This window comes from Pseudomonas sp. KBN10P06128 (assembly GCF_037574945.1).
GTDB classification, from domain to species: domain Bacteria; phylum Pseudomonadota; class Gammaproteobacteria; order Pseudomonadales; family Pseudomonadaceae; genus Pseudomonas; species Pseudomonas aeruginosa.
This window is the reverse complement of record NZ_JBBELR010000001.1, coordinates 4,407,146-4,422,542: the sequence shown is the minus strand read 5'-3', so window position 1 is coordinate 4,422,542 and position 15,397 is coordinate 4,407,146. Positions and strand designations below refer to the sequence as shown.

At 69.6% G+C, this 15,397-nt stretch carries 15 protein-coding genes and 1 pseudogene; 6 read left to right on the top strand and 10 right to left on the bottom strand.

All coding sequences use genetic code 11. The annotated features are described in order from the left end of the window. Together VQ065_RS20680 and VQ065_RS20675 are read right to left on the bottom strand one after the other, a co-directional pair. On the bottom strand, positions 1-1,179 hold the full coding sequence (locus tag VQ065_RS20680; protein ID WP_003091044.1) for an MFS transporter: 1,179 nt from the start codon (positions 1,177-1,179) through the stop codon (positions 1-3). 65 nt (positions 1,180-1,244) lie between these two features. Beyond that, positions 1,245-2,354: an alkene reductase gene (locus VQ065_RS20675; RefSeq protein ID WP_003091043.1), complete on the bottom strand. Its 1,110-nt coding sequence runs from the start codon at positions 2,352-2,354 to the stop codon at positions 1,245-1,247. Positions 2,355-2,479: 125 nt separating this feature from the next. Here VQ065_RS20675 and VQ065_RS20670 point away from each other — a divergent pair, with 125 nt between their 5' ends. Next, on the top strand, positions 2,480-3,070 hold the full coding sequence (locus VQ065_RS20670; protein WP_003091042.1) for a TetR/AcrR family transcriptional regulator: 591 nt from the start codon (positions 2,480-2,482) through the stop codon (positions 3,068-3,070). Between the two features lie 10 nt (positions 3,071-3,080). On the opposite strand, the gene VQ065_RS20665 is transcribed toward VQ065_RS20670, so the two are convergent. Beyond that, positions 3,081-4,007, bottom strand: a complete 927-nt coding sequence (locus VQ065_RS20665; RefSeq protein ID WP_003091041.1) for a LysR family transcriptional regulator — start codon at positions 4,005-4,007, stop codon at positions 3,081-3,083. Positions 4,008-4,072: 65 nt separating this feature from the next. Here VQ065_RS20665 and VQ065_RS20660 point away from each other — a divergent pair, with 65 nt between their 5' ends. Beyond that, positions 4,073-4,687, top strand: coding sequence for a LysE family transporter (locus VQ065_RS20660; RefSeq protein ID WP_003091040.1), 615 nt, complete (start codon positions 4,073-4,075; stop codon positions 4,685-4,687). A gap of 122 nt (positions 4,688-4,809) precedes the next feature. Continuing rightward, complete coding sequence (locus VQ065_RS20655; RefSeq protein ID WP_014603925.1) at positions 4,810-6,318, top strand: PA2928 family protein; 1,509 nt, start codon at positions 4,810-4,812, stop codon at positions 6,316-6,318. Positions 6,319-6,368: 50 nt separating this feature from the next. Here VQ065_RS20655 and VQ065_RS20650 read toward each other — a convergent pair whose 3' ends face one another. After that, positions 6,369-7,700, bottom strand: coding sequence for an esterase/lipase family protein (locus VQ065_RS20650; RefSeq protein WP_003091038.1), 1,332 nt, complete (start codon positions 7,698-7,700; stop codon positions 6,369-6,371). Positions 7,701-7,799: 99 nt separating this feature from the next. On the opposite strand from VQ065_RS20650, the pseudogene VQ065_RS20645 reads away from it, so the two are divergent. After that, positions 7,800-8,012, top strand: a pseudogene (locus VQ065_RS20645) (GNAT family N-acetyltransferase); the annotation flags it as partial. A gap of 9 nt (positions 8,013-8,021) precedes the next feature. Here the strand turns inward: VQ065_RS20645 and VQ065_RS20640 are convergent. From VQ065_RS20640 to VQ065_RS20620, 5 genes are read right to left on the bottom strand one after another with little or no spacing between them, the layout of a single operon-like run. Continuing rightward, on the bottom strand, positions 8,022-8,789 hold the full coding sequence (locus tag VQ065_RS20640; protein ID WP_003091036.1) for an ABC transporter ATP-binding protein: 768 nt from the start codon (positions 8,787-8,789) through the stop codon (positions 8,022-8,024). 20 nt (positions 8,790-8,809) lie between these two features. Then, the gene (locus tag VQ065_RS20635) at positions 8,810-9,523 is read right to left on the bottom strand and encodes an ABC transporter permease (protein ID WP_003091035.1); all 714 of its coding nucleotides are present in this window, start codon (positions 9,521-9,523) and stop codon (positions 8,810-8,812) included. Continuing rightward, entirely contained in the window at positions 9,520-10,209 is a 690-nt protein-coding gene (locus tag VQ065_RS20630) for an ABC transporter permease (RefSeq protein WP_003091034.1), read from the bottom strand. Before VQ065_RS20630 ends, VQ065_RS20635 begins: the two co-directional genes overlap by 4 nt. 55 nt (positions 10,210-10,264) lie before the next feature. Continuing rightward, positions 10,265-11,050 (bottom strand): ABC transporter substrate-binding protein, encoded by a 786-nt coding sequence (locus tag VQ065_RS20625; RefSeq protein ID WP_003091033.1) that lies wholly within the window; start codon positions 11,048-11,050, stop codon positions 10,265-10,267. Positions 11,051-11,109: 59 nt separating this feature from the next. Next, entirely contained in the window at positions 11,110-12,279 is a 1,170-nt protein-coding gene (locus VQ065_RS20620) for a M20 aminoacylase family protein (RefSeq protein ID WP_003091032.1), read from the bottom strand. Positions 12,280-12,379: 100 nt separating this feature from the next. On the opposite strand from VQ065_RS20620, the gene VQ065_RS20615 reads away from it, so the two are divergent. Both VQ065_RS20615 and VQ065_RS20610 read left to right on the top strand, forming a co-directional pair. Beyond that, a complete protein-coding gene (locus VQ065_RS20615; protein WP_003130750.1) occupies positions 12,380-13,369 on the top strand; it encodes a LysR family transcriptional regulator in 990 nt (329 codons plus the stop codon). Between the two features lie 84 nt (positions 13,370-13,453). Then, the gene (locus tag VQ065_RS20610) at positions 13,454-15,091 is read left to right on the top strand and encodes a methyl-accepting chemotaxis protein (RefSeq protein WP_003091029.1); all 1,638 of its coding nucleotides are present in this window, start codon (positions 13,454-13,456) and stop codon (positions 15,089-15,091) included. An 11-nt stretch (positions 15,092-15,102) separates the two neighbouring features. On the opposite strand, the gene VQ065_RS20605 is transcribed toward VQ065_RS20610, so the two are convergent. After that, the gene (locus VQ065_RS20605) at positions 15,103-15,360 is read right to left on the bottom strand and encodes a hypothetical protein (RefSeq protein WP_003091028.1); all 258 of its coding nucleotides are present in this window, start codon (positions 15,358-15,360) and stop codon (positions 15,103-15,105) included. Positions 15,361-15,397: the final 37 nt, after the last annotated feature.

Here is a 15,397-nt window from a genome sequence, read left to right as displayed (position 1 = left end):
TCAGTGAGGGATGTGGCCGCCGAGGGACGGCTCGGTGGCAGCTTGGCGTGGCGCCAGCATCAGCAGCAGGGCCACGGCCATCGCCGCCAGGCAGACCAGCGCGCCGACCTCGCCGAGCGGCGCCAGGCCGCTGCCGTCGATCACCCGGCTGCCGGCGAGGGCGCCGATGCCGATCCCGGCGTTGCAGGCGGAGATGTTCAGCGAGGCGGCGAACGCCGGGGCCCGCGGCGCGGACTTCATCACCCGCACCTGGCCGACGATGAACAGTGCTGCCTGGGCCACGCCCCAGGTCGCCAGGGTGGCGGCGAGCAGCCAGGCGTTGCCGAGGGTCGGCACCAGGGCGAGCATGCCCAGCGCCATCAGCAGGACGAACAGCAGGGTTGCGCCCAGTGGGCTGCGATCCACCAGGCGCCCGCCGAGCCAGTTGCCGAGCAGGCCTACCGCGCCGAAGCCCATCAGCGTCCAGCCGACCAGCGAACCGCTGAAGCCGGCCAGGCGCTGGAGGATGTCGGCCAGGTAGGTGTAGGGGGTGAACATGCCGGTGAAGACCAGCAGCGACAGCAACAGGTGGCCGAGCACCAGCGGTTGGCGCAACACGCTCGCCTGGCTGCGCAGCGAGACGCCCGGCCGTCCGGGAATGCGCGGCAGCCAGGCGGCCAGCAGCAGCGCCTTGGCCAGGGCCAGCGCGGCGAGTGCGGCGAATGCCAGGCGCCAACCCCAGGCGTCGGCGATCAGCGTGCCGATGGGAATGCCGAGCACGGTGGCGGCGACGATGCCGAAGAACACCAGCGCCACGGCGCGCCCTTCGCGCGAGGGGCCGGCCAGGTGCGCGGCGGTTTCGCTGGCCATGGCCCAGAACACCGGGAGCGCCAGGGCCGGGACGAAGCGCGCCACGGCCATCGTCCAGATATCGCCGGCCACGGCGGCCAGCGCATTGGCCGCGGCGAACAGCAGCAGGCAGGCGACGAACAGCCGCTTGCGTTCGACGCCCGCCAGCGCGGCGGTGAGGAACGGACCGAAGGCGGCGACGCTGAAGGCGAACAGGCTGACCAGCAGGCCGGCCTGGGCGACGCTGACCTGGAGGTCTGCGGCAAGCGCCGGGAGCAGGCCGACGATGACGAACTCGGTGGTCAGGATGGTGAAGCCGGCGGCGGCCAGCAGGAGGATCGGCAATAGCACGGCAAGACTCCTCCGCGAGCGCAGCCGTGGCCGCGCCCGGGAACGATGCATGGGAGGGAAGGGAATCAGGCCGTAGCGGACTGGCCGAGGGTCGGGTAATCGGTGTAGCCGGCGGCGTCGCCACCGTAGAACCGCGCCTGGTTGGCCTCGGCCAGCGGCGCGCCGAGACGGATCCGCTCGACCAGGTCGGGGTTGGCGATGAACGGCCGGCCGATCGCCACCGCGTCGGCCAGTCCGGCCTGGAGTATCGCTTCGGCGCGCTCGGCGTCGTAGTTGCCGCAGACGATCAGCGGCGCGCGGAAGCGTTCGCGCAGGCGCTCGCGGAAGCCTTGCGGGTAGGCCGGGCCGCCGCTCCATTCCCACTCGGCCAGGTGCAGGTAGGCGATGCCGCGTCGCTGCAGGGCTTCGGCGAGGTAAAGGGTCATCGCTTCCGGCTCGTCGTCGTGCATGTCGTTGATCGTGCCCCAGGGCGACAGGCGCAGGCCGACGCGCTCGGCACCGACCGCGGCGACCAGCGCGTCGACGATCTCCAGCAGGAACCGCGCGCGGTTCTCCAGGCTACCGCCGTAGGCATCGCTGCGCCGGTTGCTGGCGCTGGCGAGGAACTGGTCGATCAGGTAGCCATTGGCGCCATGCAGCTCGACCAGGTCGAAGCCGGCGTCGAGCGCGTTGCGTGCGGCGCGGACGAATTCGTCGCGGACCCGGCGGATGTCTTCCAGGGTCATTTCCCGCGGCGCGTCGGCGGGCGCCATGGACCCGCCGCCCTGGCCATCGGCGATGAACACCTGGGCCTTGGCCTGGATCGGCGAGGGCGCGATCGGCGCCTCGCCGCCGGCCTGCAGCGAGCGATGCGACATGCGCCCGACATGCCAGAGCTGCGCGGCGATCAGTCCGCCGGCGGCGTGCACCGCCTCGGTGACCTGGCGCCAGCCGGCCAGTTGCGCCTCGCTGTAGATACCGGGGGTGTAGGCGTAGCCCTGGCCGAGGCGGGAAATCTGCGTGCCCTCGCTGACGATCAGCCCGGCGCCGGCGCGCTGCGCATAGTAGAGAGCGTTCAGGGCGGTCGGCACGTCGCCCGGCTGTTGCGCCCGGGAGCGGGTCATCGGCGCCATGACGATGCGGTTGCGCAAGGTCAGGTTGCCTACGGCGAGCGGGGAGAGGAGCAGGTTGGACATGGTCTTTTCCTTTCGAAGGCGGCAGGGAGATGGCTTGAATATCTGTATCGGTCGCTAAATAATATGGCGATGGCAACGCTCGTCAAGTAAATTTATAGTGATCGATACAAATAATGGAGGTCAGGATGGCAGCGCGAGGCAGGCCACGGGCATTCGACAGGGACACCGCCCTGCAGCGAGCCATGGATGTGTTCTGGGTGCGTGGCTACGAAGGCGCTTCGCTGGCGGCCCTGACCGAGGCGATGGAAATCAGGCCGCCCAGCCTGTACGCCGCCTTCGGCAGCAAGGAAGGGCTGTTCCGCGAAGCCCTGGCCCACTATCTCGGCCAGCACGGCCGCTATCGCCGGGATGTCCTCGATGGCGCGCCGAGCGCCCGCGAGGGCGTGGCCGAGCTGCTCCGCGAGACCGTCGCGCGCTTCTGTTCCGACGAGTTCCCGCGCGGTTGCCTGGTGGTGCTCGCGGCGCTGACCGGAACCCCGGAAAGCGAGGCGGTGCGGGACGCGTTGAGCGCCGAGCGCGGCGAGTCGATCCGCCTGTTCCGTGAGCGCATGCGGCGCGGCATCGCTGACGGCGACCTGGCGGCGGACACCGACGTGGAGGAGTTGGCGACCTTCTATGCCACCGTGCTGTTCGGCCTCAGCGTGCAGGCCAAGGACCGGGTGCCTTGCGAGCGCCTGCTGGCGGTGGTCGAACGGGCGCTGCGCGCCTGGCCCTGAGCGGGCCGCATCAGGCCGCCGCGCTGCGGCGCAGCCATTCCAGCAGCAGGGTGGCAGGCTCTCCGGCCTGCAACGGTCGCGGGGTCAGCAGGTGATAGCTGCTGCCGTCGGCGAGGAATCCCAGCGGCGCCGCCAACAGGCCGGCGGCGAGGTCGTCGCGCACCAGTTGCCAGGGGCCGATGGCTACGCCGAGTCCGGCGCCGGCCGCCTGCAGGCTCAGGTAGAAGTGCTCGAAGCGCTGCCCTTCGGTCGTCGCCGGCGCCTGTCCGGCGAGACGGGTCCAGGTGTTCCAGGCTTGCGGGCGGGTCGCCGTGTGCAGGCGCGGTGCGACGGCGCGAAGCCCGGGCGGGCCTGCATCGAGGTGGAAATGCCGTTCGACGTCGCTCGCCCGGCAGACCGGCCCGACCTGCTCGTCGAACAGCCAGTGGGCATGGCTGCCGGGCGGCCAGGGGAAGTCGTTGCGGCGGATCGCCAGGTCGATGCCGCGGCCGAAGGCGAACGGCCCGCCGCCGGCGACCAGTTGGATCGACAGTCGTGGCTGTTCCTGCATGAATCCGGCGATCCGCGGGATCAGCCAGCGCATCAGCAAGGTCGGTTCGCAGGACAGCACCAGCGCGGTGGGTCCGGCCTCCGCGCGCAGGGCCTCGCCGGTGCGCTCGATCAGGTCGAGGGCCGGGCCGGTGCCGGCGAGCAGGCGCCTGCCGGCCTCGCTGAGGAAAACCCGCTGGCCGCGGCGTTCGAAGAGCGCACAACCGAGTTCCTCCTCCAGGGTCCGCACGGCGCGGCTGATGGCGCCGTGGGTCAGGCACAGGGCCTCGGCGGCACGGGAAAAGTTCTCCAGGCGGGCGGCGGCCTCGAAGCAGCGCAGGGCGTTCAGCGAGGGCAGGCGGCGGCGCCTGAATGGTGAGTTTTCCTCACCATGATTGTCAGTATTCATCGTTCTCGATCGGCGCTGGAGACCGGTAGATTGTGCCATCCATTCTACCTTGGAGCCTTCCAGGCATGACAGAGTTGCTAGCTTTCCTGACCATCACCGTGCTTGCGGTGATCAGCCCCGGCGCCGATTTCGCCATGGTCTCGCGCAACAGCCTGCTGTATTCCCGCCGCGCCGGCCTGCTCACCGCGCTGGGCATCGGCGCGGGGGTGACGGTACATGTCGGCTACAGCATCCTCGGCGTCGGCGTGCTGGTGCGCGAGTCGCTGGCGCTGTTCACCGCGCTGAAGCTGGCGGGCGCCGCCTACCTGGTGTTCCTCGGCCTGCGCATGCTGCTGGCGCGAGAGGACACGGTGGCGGAGGAGGCGGCGGGCGGCGCCGGGGTTTCGTCCTGGGCGATGTTGCGCAGCGGCTTCCTGACCAATGCGCTCAATCCGAAGACCTGCCTGTTCGTGGTCAGCCTGTTCATGCAGGTGATCGATCCGCATACCGCGTTGCCGGCGCAACTAGGCTACGGGGCCTTCATCGCGCTCGCCCACGTGGCCTGGTTCGGCCTGGTCGCCTGCTTTCTCTCGAGCCCGGCGGTGCGCGGCCGGCTCCTGCGTTTCCGCCGGCGCATCGACCAGTTCTTTGGCGCCCTGCTGGTCGGTTTCGGCGTCCTGCTGGGGGCGAAAAGCCCATGAGCATGGATCACTGATGGCCGCTTGCCGCCTTTGAAGCGAGGCCGGCGGCTCCCTAGAATGCGCCGTTCATGCCGTCGCCAGTTGAGGGACGGTCCCAGGATCGCGGGACGCACGGGAGTTGCATGAAGAAGGGAGCGACGCTTTTCGCCGTCCTCTGGGCGGTACTCGGCCTGGGCCTGCTGGTCGGTTTGCCGGTGGCCATCCATTTCATTCTCGGCCAGTACGACGAGGCCGGGTTCAGCGGGCCGCAACTGGTCTTCGAGGAACAGGGCCATTCCTACCTGGCGTTCACCCTCGACGATTATCGCGCCAACGAAGTGGACAACGGCGTGGTGCATGGCAGCAGCCGCAGCTATGCCCAGGTGGTCGATCTCGAGGACGGCAGCCTGCGCTGGAGCGCGCGCCTGGATGCCGACAACGAGCGCGGCGACGACTGGGGCTCCGGCGAACTGCTGGGCCAGTCGTCGCGCTACCTGTTCTTCCTGCGCAACGAACTCTACGTACTCGACCGGCGCGACGCTGCCCCTGCGCTGGCGTTCGACGAGCTGGAGCGGCGCACTGGCGGCCTGCCGTTGAAGTCGGCGCCCTGGGGGAAGGACGCCTATCGCTACGACGAAGGCCGGGGCGGATTGCTGATGCTCGCGCTGGACGGCCGCGTCTGGTTCCTCGACGGCGACAGCCTGGCTCTGCGCGAAGCTCCGGAAGTCGATGCCGCGCGGTATTTCCAGGGCGACCCGCCGCCGCCGGCGAGTGCCGGGATCGCTTGGCAGGCGCCGGGCCTGACGCGCCTGCCCGACGGACGCCTGCTGATCCTCGCCAGCGATCACGAGGCCCGCGCGCTGGAGCGTGGCGAGGCGCTGCCGGCAGCGAACCAACGGGCGCGACGCCAGCGCCTGTCACTGGGCACCCTGGATTGGCGGTCGCCGGCAGAGAACCGACTGCGTCCGCTGCTCGACGCGGCCTTCCTGCAGGCTGGCCTGCTGCCCGATCCAGCCGCTGCCGAAGAGCCGCAGCGGCTGCTCGAGCGACCGTCCGAGCGGCAGCGCCAGCATCCGTCGCTGCCGTCCGAGCCGCAGCCGCCGGAAGAGTTCGACGAGCGCGTGGAGCGTTTTCCCAGTACCCGTGCGTTCCTTGCGGCGCGCGACGCCTACCGCCAGGAACGGCGACGCTGGATCGCCGCGCACGACGCCTGGCGGGAACGGGTCGCCGACCTGGAGGCGGCGGCGGATGCCGAGTACCGTCGCCGGCGCGACGAGCAGACGCGCGAGGAGGCGTTGTACCGTCGCTATGCCTCGGCGCTGCCGGGCGGCGATTCCAGGTTGGCGCGCCGTCCCTGGCGAGTCGACGGCAACTGGCTGGTGCTGCACCGGCGCAGCCTGGCCGAGCGTAGCGAACTGCTGCTCAGCTCGGTGTCTGCCGACGGCAGCTTGCTCTGGACCCTGGGGCTGCCCATCGAGCGTCCCGAACGGCTGTTCCGCCTGGATGCCCGCAACCTGCTTCTCAGCGGCCGTGGAGAGGACGGCGGACGGTTGGTGCGGGTCGATCTGCGCCGGGGCAGCGGCATCGTCCATCGCCTCGGGCGCGGCGGCGCGCCATTGCAGCGGGTCGAGTGGCCCGAAGGCCAACCGTGATCGCCTGCGCCCGGCCTGGGTGGCTGCCCAGCGGGGGGCCGGGCGCCGATTCAGGGGTTCCTGAAGACGAATACGCCGCTGTCCACCAGGCGCGTCAGGCGGATGCGCAGCAGCAGGGTGCGGTGGGCGGCGAGGAAGCGCGGCACCTGCGCCAGCGGAATCGCCAGGCCTTCGCTGTCGCCGGGGCCCACCGCGGTATAGCCGACCGGCTGGCGCGGCGGATCGAACGGCGGCTGGGCCGACACGCTGAGCGACAGGGTGTCCACGGCGAAGCCGGCGAGCAGGTCGTCGAGGGACTCGATCGACAGGTACAGCGAGCGGTAGGCGGGGTTGTCCTCGTAGGGATGGACGTCGGCGATGACCTGCTCGTAGAAGCGCTGCTCGAAACGCCGGTCGCTGTTCAGCTTGCGGAAGAACTGGATGAAGTAGTCGCGCACCTCCTGGTCGAGGTCGTCGCAGACGTGGCTGACCAGGTTCAGGTAGCGCGGCGAGCGGCGCTCGATGCCGGGGTCGAGCTGATCGATGCGGCGCTGCCAGGGGAAGCTTGCGCCGCTGCTCCGGTAATCGGCGTCCTCGACCTCCAGTGCGGCGCGGATCAGCTCCAGGGTATGCGGGTTCTTCGGCCCGCGGTCCTTCAGCGCCACGCTGGCGTGGTTCTCGCCGTCGACGATGGCGAAGGCGATCTCGCCGCGCGATTCTTCCAGGCGCCAGCCGGGCCTGGCGCGCTGGCGGACATCCAGTTCGAGGCTCAGGCGGCAGGCGTTGAGGTTCGCCGTGGCGATCCGCACCGTGCCGTCGCCGCCGACTTCGTTGGCGATGGCTTCGACGCCGCTGTAGCCGACATTGCCCACCAGTACCGTGGCGAGCAGGCGGCCGGCGCCGTACCAGGCCTCGGCGCCGAACAGGTCGCGCTCGGCGAGTTGCCAGGAGTACGGCGAGCCCAGCTCCAGTCCCTTCAGCACCTGGGTGCCGGTCTGCCCGACGAAGCGGTTCCAGCCTTTCAGCACGCGACCGATGAAGGAGCGTCCCTTGTGCGCCAGCGGCGAGCCGAAGTTGGCCGGGGCGAGCATCAGGAAGCGCTTGACCGGCGCGCTGGCGGGGTCGAAGTGGCGGGTCAGCCAGTCGCGCAGCACCAGGGCGCCGGTGCTGTGCACCACCACGTCCACCGTGCGCGGTGCCCGCGACAGTCCCTGGGCGGTCCAGGCGCGATCCAGGGCGGCGGCGAGATCGGCGTAGGTGACGTCGTCCTGCAGGGAGATCCAGTCGGCGAGGCGGATCTGCGTCGGCGCGCTGCCGAACCAGGCTTCCAGCTGCTCGGCGAGGCGGCGGAACGACTTCGAATCGTCGCTCCAGCCGTGGACGATGACGATCGAACGGGGCATGTCCGGCATCCTCTGGGGCTGATCCGGGCGACTATAGATCATGCGCCGCTGCGACGTGCCCTGACCTGTGAAAACGTCTAGGATGCGGCGGTCGCCCCCGACTGCCGCCGGCGCGGCATCGCCAGCGCGTTGCTGCGGCAGGCGCGGGACGACTGTCGCGGCGACCGCCTGTTCACTTCCTGCAACCGCTCCAACCTGCCGATGCGGCGCCTGCTGGAGCGCGAGGGATTCCAGCCGAGCGGGGTGATCGACAACCTCGACGAAGGCGATCCGGAGCTGGTCTTCGTGCGTTTCCTCGCGCCGTCGCGCTGAGTCCCGGGCTCATTTCAGGTTGCCGGCGAGGAACTGGCGCAGGCGCTCGCTGCGCGGCGCGCCGAACACCTGGTCCGGCGTCCCTTGCTCTTCGATCACGCCCTGGTGGAGGAAGATCACATGGCTGGAAACCTGGCGGGCGAAGGCCATCTCGTGGGTGACCAGGACCATGGTGCGACCTTCCTCGGCCAACTGCTGCATGACTTTCAGCACTTCGCCGACCAGTTCCGGATCGAGCGCCGAGGTCGGTTCGTCGAACAGCATCACCTGCGGCTCCATGGCCAGGGCGCGGGCGATCGCCACGCGCTGTTGCTGGCCGCCGGAGAGTTCGCAGGGATACTGCCGTTCGACCTTCTCCGCCAGGCCGACCTTGGCCAGGTAGTGGCGCGCGCGGGCCACGGCGTCGTCGCGGTTCATTCTCAGGACGTTGACCGGGCACTCGACCACGTTCTCCAGCACCGTCAGGTGGCTCCACAGGTTGAAATGCTGGAAGACCATCGCCAGCCGGCTGCGGATCCTCTGCAACTGCCGGGGATCGGCGGCGCGCAGCTCGCCCAGGGCGCCGGGACGGGTGCGCAGTTCCTCGTCGCCGACGCGGATGCGCCCGGCACAGGGCTTTTCCAGGAAGTTGACGCAGCGCAGGAAGGTGCTCTTGCCCGAGCCGGAGGAGCCGATGATGCTGATCACGTCTCCCTTGCCGGCCCTGAGCGAAACGCCCCTGAGCACCTCATGGCTGCCGTAGCGCTTGTGGATGTCTTCGACCTGCAGGCTGTACATGCGCGTGTCTCCGGGAGAGGTCAGTGGGTTTGCGGTCTGAGGTAGGCCAGCCAGCGCAGCTCGCCGCGGCGGAACAGCCAGATCAGCAGGAAGGCGGTGCCGGCGTAGAGCGCGCCGGCGATGCCGAAGGACAGGAACGGCGCATAGGTGGCGGAATTGACGTCGCGGGCCACCTTGAGCAGGTCCGGCACGGTGGCGGTGAACGCCACCGAGGTGGAGTGCAGCATCAGGATCACTTCGTTGCTGAAGTACGGCAGTGCCCGGCGCAGCGCCGAGGGCAGGACGATGCGCCGGTAGAGGGTGAAGCCGCCCATGCCGTAGGCGCGCGCCGCTTCCACTTCGCCGTGGGGCGTGTTCCTGATCGCGCCGGCGAAGATTTCCGTCATGTAGGCGCAGGTGTTGAGGACGAAGGCCAGCACCGTGCAGTTGAAGCCGTCGCGGAAGAACGCGTTGAGAAAGTCCTGGGCGCGTATGGCATTCAGGCTGTAGACGCCGGTGTAGAAGAACAGCAACTGGATGTACAGCGGGGTGCCGCGGAACACGTAGGTGTAGAGCCAGACCGGGTAGCGCAGCAGCGGGTTGCCGCAGGTCCGCGCCACCGCCAGCGGGATGGCCAGCAGGAAGCCAAGCGCCACGGCGAGGATCAGCAGCCACAGGGTCATCGCCAGTCCGGTCAGTTGCAGGCCGTCGGTCCACAGGTAGGCCTGCCAGTATTCGTCGAGTACCGCGTTCATGGCAGCGGCCTCCTGACGCCCAGCGAGCTGCGCCGCTCCAGCCACAGCAGCGCGGCGTTGGAGATTGCGGTGATGGCCAGGTAGATCAGCCCGCAGACCAGGGTGAAGTGGAAGAACTGCAGGGTGCCCTTGCCGGCGTCTTGGGTGGCCTTGACCAGGTCGCCGAGACCGATGATCGAGACCAGCGCGGTGGACTTGACCAGCACCTGCCAGTTGTTGCCGATGCCCGGCAGGGCGTAGCGCAGCATCTGCGGCAGGAGTACCCGGCGGAACACTCGCCAGCGCCCCATGCCGTAGGCTTGCGCGGCTTCGACCTGGCCGGCCGGGACCGCCTGGAAGGCGCCGCGGAAGGTTTCCGTGAAGTAGGCGCCATAGATGAACGCCAGGGTGACGCAGCCGGCGGCGAACGGGTCGATGTCGACCTGGCCGATGCCGAGGGCGTCGGTGACGCGGTTGAGGAGGATCTGCAGGCTGAAGAACAGCAACAGCATGATGACCAGGTCGGGGACGCTGCGGATCAGCGTCGTATAGCCGCTGGCCAGGGCGCGCAGCGGGCGGTTGGCGGCGAGCTTGGCGCTGGCGCCGAGGAGGCCGATGAGCACGGCGCCGAGCAGGGAGCCCAGCGCCAGTTTCAGGGTCACCAGGGTGCCGGCGAGTATCTGCGGGCCGAAGCCGTCGAGGAACATTTCACTCTCCATTGCTTGTTGTTGTCGGTCGAGGTGAAAAACGGCCGGACGCCGTTCAGGGCGCGCCGTAGAGGTCGAAATCGAAGTAGCGGGCGTTGATTCGCGCGTAGGTCCCGTTGGCGCGGATCGTCGCCAGCGCCTTGTTCAGGTCCTCGCGCAGCGCCACGTCTTCCTTGCGCAGGCCGATGCCGTCGCCGACCCCGAAGTAGCGGGGGTCGTCCAGCACCGCTCCGGCCAGTTCGAAATCCTTGCCGACCGGCTTGTCGAGGAAGCCGTAGCTGGCCTGCACCGCGCCTTGCAGCGAGGCGTCGAGGCGGCCCATGACGAGGTCGGCGTAGACCTGGTCCTGGTTCTGGTAGGAGACGACCCGCAGCCCCTTGGCGGCCCATTCGGCCTTGGCGTAGGCCTCCTGGTTGGAGCCCTGGCCGACCCCCACGCGCTTGCCGCGCAGGCTCTCGGCGTCGGGCAGGAGCGCCGAGCCACGGCGTACCACCAGGCGGCTCGGTGCGTTGGAGACGCGGTCGGTGAAGGCGATGTGCTGTGCGCGTTTCGGCGTGATGGTCATCGACGAGACGATGGCGTCGATCTTGCGCGACAGCAGCGCCGGGATGATGCCGTCCCAGTTGCTTTCGACCCATTCGCAGCGGGCTCGCAGCTCCGCGCAGAGGGCTTCGCCGATCTCGATGCCGAAGCCTGCCAGGTGGCCGTCCGGCTGCTTGTATTCGAGCGGTGGGTAGGTCGGGTCGACGCCCAGGCGCAGGACCTTGCCGGTCCAGTCGGCGGCGCCGGCCGGTGCGGCGAGGAGGAGGGAGAGGGCGATGCTGCCGAGGGTTCTTGTCATTGTGGTTGTCCTCTGTCGATCCGCGCGCGCCAGGCCGCGCGCCCGTTGAAAACCCTGGCTCAGGCCAGGAAGCGCTCGGCCAGTCGCACCCAGTAGCTGGCGCCGACGGCCAGGCAGTCGTCGTTGAAGTCGTAGCCGGGGTTGTGCAACTGGCAGCTGCTCTCGCCCTGGCCGTTGCCGATCACCAGGTAGCTGCCGGGACAGCGTTCGAGGATGAAGGCGAAATCCTCGCTGGCGGTGAACGGCCGCAGTCCGTCGATCAGGCATTCCTCGCCCAGCCAGTCGCGGGCCACCTCGCGGGCGAACGCGGTCTGCCCGGGATGGTTGACCAGCACCGGATGGCAATGCCGGTAGTCGACCTCCGCCCGCGCGCCGAAGCTGGCGGCCTGGCCGCGGGCCAGTTCGCCGATGCGGCGCTCCAGCAGGGCACGGGTTTCCGCGGTCAGGGCGCGGACGCTGAGGATCATTTCGGCGCTGGCCGGGATCACGTTGGAGACCGTCCCGGCATGGATCGCGCCGACGCTGACGATCGCGGTGTCCTGCGGATCGACGTTGCGCGAGACGATGCTCTGCAAGGCCAGCACGATGGCGGAGCAGACCACCACCGGGTCGACGGTGCGCTGCGGCACCGCGCCGTGGCCGCCGCTGCCGATCACGCGGATGACCACGGTGTCGGCCGAGGCCATGAAGGGGCCGGGATGGAAACCCAGGTGGCCGACGGGGTATCCCGGGACGTTGTGCATGGCGAAGATGGCGTCGCAGGGGAAGCGCTCCAGCAGCCCGTCGTCGAGCATCGCGCGGGCACCGCCGAGGCCCTCTTCGGCAGGCTGGAAGATCAGTTGCAGGGTGCCGCGCCAGTGCGGCGACTCGACCAGGTGCCTGGCCGCGGCGAGGAGCATCGCGGTGTGGCCGTCGTGGCCGCAGGCGTGCATCACGCCGTCCACCTGGCTGGCGTAGGGCAGGCCGGTGGCTTCCTGGATCGGCAGCGCGTCCATGTCGGCGCGCAGGCCCAGCGCGGGGCCCTCGCCGCGGCACAGGGTGCCGACCACGCCGGTGCGACCCACCCCACGGCTGACCTGGTAGCCCCAGGCCTCCAGGCATTCGGCGACCAGCGCGGCGGTTCGCCGTTCCTCGAAACCCAGCTCCGGGTGGGCATGGATGTGGCGGCGCAAGGTAACCATCTCTTCCCGCAGCGCCGCGATGGCGGGCAGGACGGCAGGCTCGGTCATTCTTCTTGTTCTCCTCAAGGGCTCCGACCGGTGGGCGGCAGGGTGTTGTCGAAGCCGATGGTAGGCAAGCGGGGGACTGGCGGGGAGGCTCGCTTTGGCTATGATGACAACCTTTCGTTGTCACCTCGGTAAGCCCGTGAAACTCCACCAGTTGCAAGCCCTGGTCGCCAGTGCCGACGCCGGCGGCATCCGCGCCGCCGCCCGCGCCCTGGGGATTTCCCAGGCGGCCGTGACCCGCGCGCTGCGCGAACTGGAAACCGAACAGCATCTGCCGCTGTTCGTCCGCACGCCCAGCGGCCTGACCTTCACCGAATACGGCAAGGCGCTGCTGATCCACGCCCGGCTGGTGCTCAAGCAACTGGAGCACGCGCAGGTCGAACTCGACCACCTGCGTGGCCAGGCCAGCGGCCGGCTGTGCATCGGGGTGACGCCTTGGGTGGCGCTGACCTTCCTCTCGGAGGCGGTGCAGGCGTTCCGCGAGCGCATGCCGGAGGTGCGCCTGGAGCTTTTCGAAAGCCTGATGGCGGTGGCCCAGCCATTGCTTCGCGACGGCAGCATGGATTTCGCCATCGGCCCGCTGCACGGCGCCCAGGCGGCCCAGGAATTCGCCTGCGAGAAGCTGCTCGACTACGACACCGCGGTGCTGGTCCGCCAGGGGCATCCGCTGGCGGGTTGCGGCTCGATCCACGAACTGCTGGAACAGGATTGGGCGTTGAACTACACCGGCGACGGCCACGACACCCTGATGCGCGAGCTGTTCTGGCGCCACGGCGCCTTGATCGACGAGCGGCGCATCGTCCGTGCGCACTCCGTGGCGATCCTGCAGACCCTGGTGGAGCAGGCCGACATGTGCACCTGGGTGCCGGCGATCATCGGCGCCGCCCCGCCGTTGCTCGGCCGGGTAGTGCCGCTGGCGCTGCGGGAAACCTTCGAGCCACGGCGGCTGGGCATCATCACCCGGCGCGGCGGCGCCCTCAGCAATCCGGCGCAATGCTTCGTCGAGTGCCTGCTGCAGGTGATCCGCCGCCACGCCCGCTCGGCGAAGAAGGATGACCGGCGCCTGTTCGAAACCCTGCGCCTGCTAGTCTGATTCCTACTGGCACGGACGTACGGTCGCTCAAGATCGGTCGTGCTGCGACCGATAGCCTGGAAAGCCACGAGCGAGGATGCCGGCATGCTGCAATGGTTCGCTAACCTATCGTTCCGCAGGAAAATCGCCCTGCCGATCCTCTTGCTGGCGGTGCTTCTGCTGCTGGTGGGCGCGCTCGGCGTGCATGGCATCGCCCAGCAGAACGAATCCAACCAGCGCCTGGGCAAGCGTTTTCTCCCCGGCATCGCCCTGCTGCTCAACGCCGACCGCGATCTCTACCAGGCCTTCGTCGCCGAGCGCAGCCTGCTCGATAGCCTCCTGAACGCCGAGCAGATCGCCGGCCTGAGGAACGATCACGCGGAAAACCTGCAGCAGGCCCTGGATCGGGTGCGCCAGTACGCGGCGATGCAGCCGGGCGAGGCGGAACTGGCCAAGGTCGCCGAGTTCGAGCGCGGCTATGCCCTCTGGAGCGCGACCTCGGCGCGGGTGCTGAGCCTGGCGGCCAGCGATCCGAGCGCCGCGGCGCAGCTCAGCTACGGTGACAGCGATCGCCAGTTCGGGGCGATGCGCGAGGTGATCAACCAGCTCGACGAGATGGAAGAGGCGGCCGCGGCCGCCGACGGCGAGGCGTCCTCCGCGCTGGGCGAGCGGCACCGCTGGCAGCAGGTGGCGCTGGTGGCGTTCGGCCTGCTGGTGTGCCTGTCGCTGGTGCTGGTGTTCCCCGGCCTGGTGACCCGTCCGTTGCAGCGCCTGCTGCAACGCCTGGAAGAGATCGCCAACGGCGATGGCGACCTGCGCGTGCGCCTGGAGGTCACTTCGCGCGACGAACCCGGCCGCCTCGGCAGCGCCTTCAACGCCTTCCTCGACAAGTTGCAGCCGCTGATCCGCGAGGTCGGCCGGGTCACCGGCGAGGTCGCCGATTCCGCCGGTTCGCTGGCCGGCATGACCGCCGCTAACGATCGTCTGATCAACAGCGAGCACGCGTCGGTGGACCAGGTCAGCACCGCCGCGACGCAGATGAGCAGCGCCGTCCACGAGGTGGCGCGCAACGCCCAGAGCGCCGCGCAGGTGGCCCATGACGCCCGCCGGCAGGCGCGCGAGGGCGCCAACGTGGTGGAGGCGACCATCGAGGTGATCCGCCAGTTGGCGCAGGAAGTGGAGAGCAGTTCCGAGAGCATCCAGCAACTGGCCCAGGAAACCGCCAGCATCGACGCGGTGCTGACAGTGATCAAGGGCATCGCCGAACAGACCAACCTGCTTGCCCTCAACGCCGCCATCGAGGCCGCGCGGGCCGGCGAGCAGGGTCGCGGTTTCGCCGTGGTGGCCGACGAGGTGCGGGCGCTGGCGGCGCGCACCCAGGATTCGACCAAGGACATCCAGGCGCGCATCGAGCGCCTCCAGGCCGGGGTGCAGAACGCCGTGCGGGCCATGCAGTCGGGCAGCCTCAAGGCGCGCGACAGCGTCGAGCGCGCCGCCGGGGTCGACGGCGTGCTGGCGGCCACCGGCGACGCGGTGGGGCGGATCAACGACCTCGCCGCGCAGATCGCCTCGGCCTGCGAGGAGCAGAGCCGGGTGATCGACGAAATCGCCCGCAACATCAGCGAGGTGCGCGAGCTTTCCGCCCAGGCGGCGGAACATTCGGAGCAGGGTACCGGGGCCAGCCGCCGGCTGTCCGAGCTGTCCTCGGAACTGGCGCGGCTGGTCGGGCGTTTCCGCGTCTGAAGCGCCGCCGCCTAGCGCGGCGCCAGCCAGATCGCCACGCCGGCCAGTGCCGCCGGGACCAGGAAGACCAGCAGCAGGATCGGCAGTTCTTCGCGCAAGCCGTAGCCGGCGTGCTGGACGCCGACCCACAGGTTGACCAGCGCGACGGCCAGCCAGGTCGGCAGGAACAGGCCGGCAGCGGGCGCCGGTCCGGCCTCCCAGAGTTCGCCGAAGAGCAGGAACAGGCCGAGCAGGATGATCCCGCCGGCGATTACCAGGGTCACGTGCATGGGGTCTTTCCCGGACAGGTGCCGGTCGCCGTGGCGG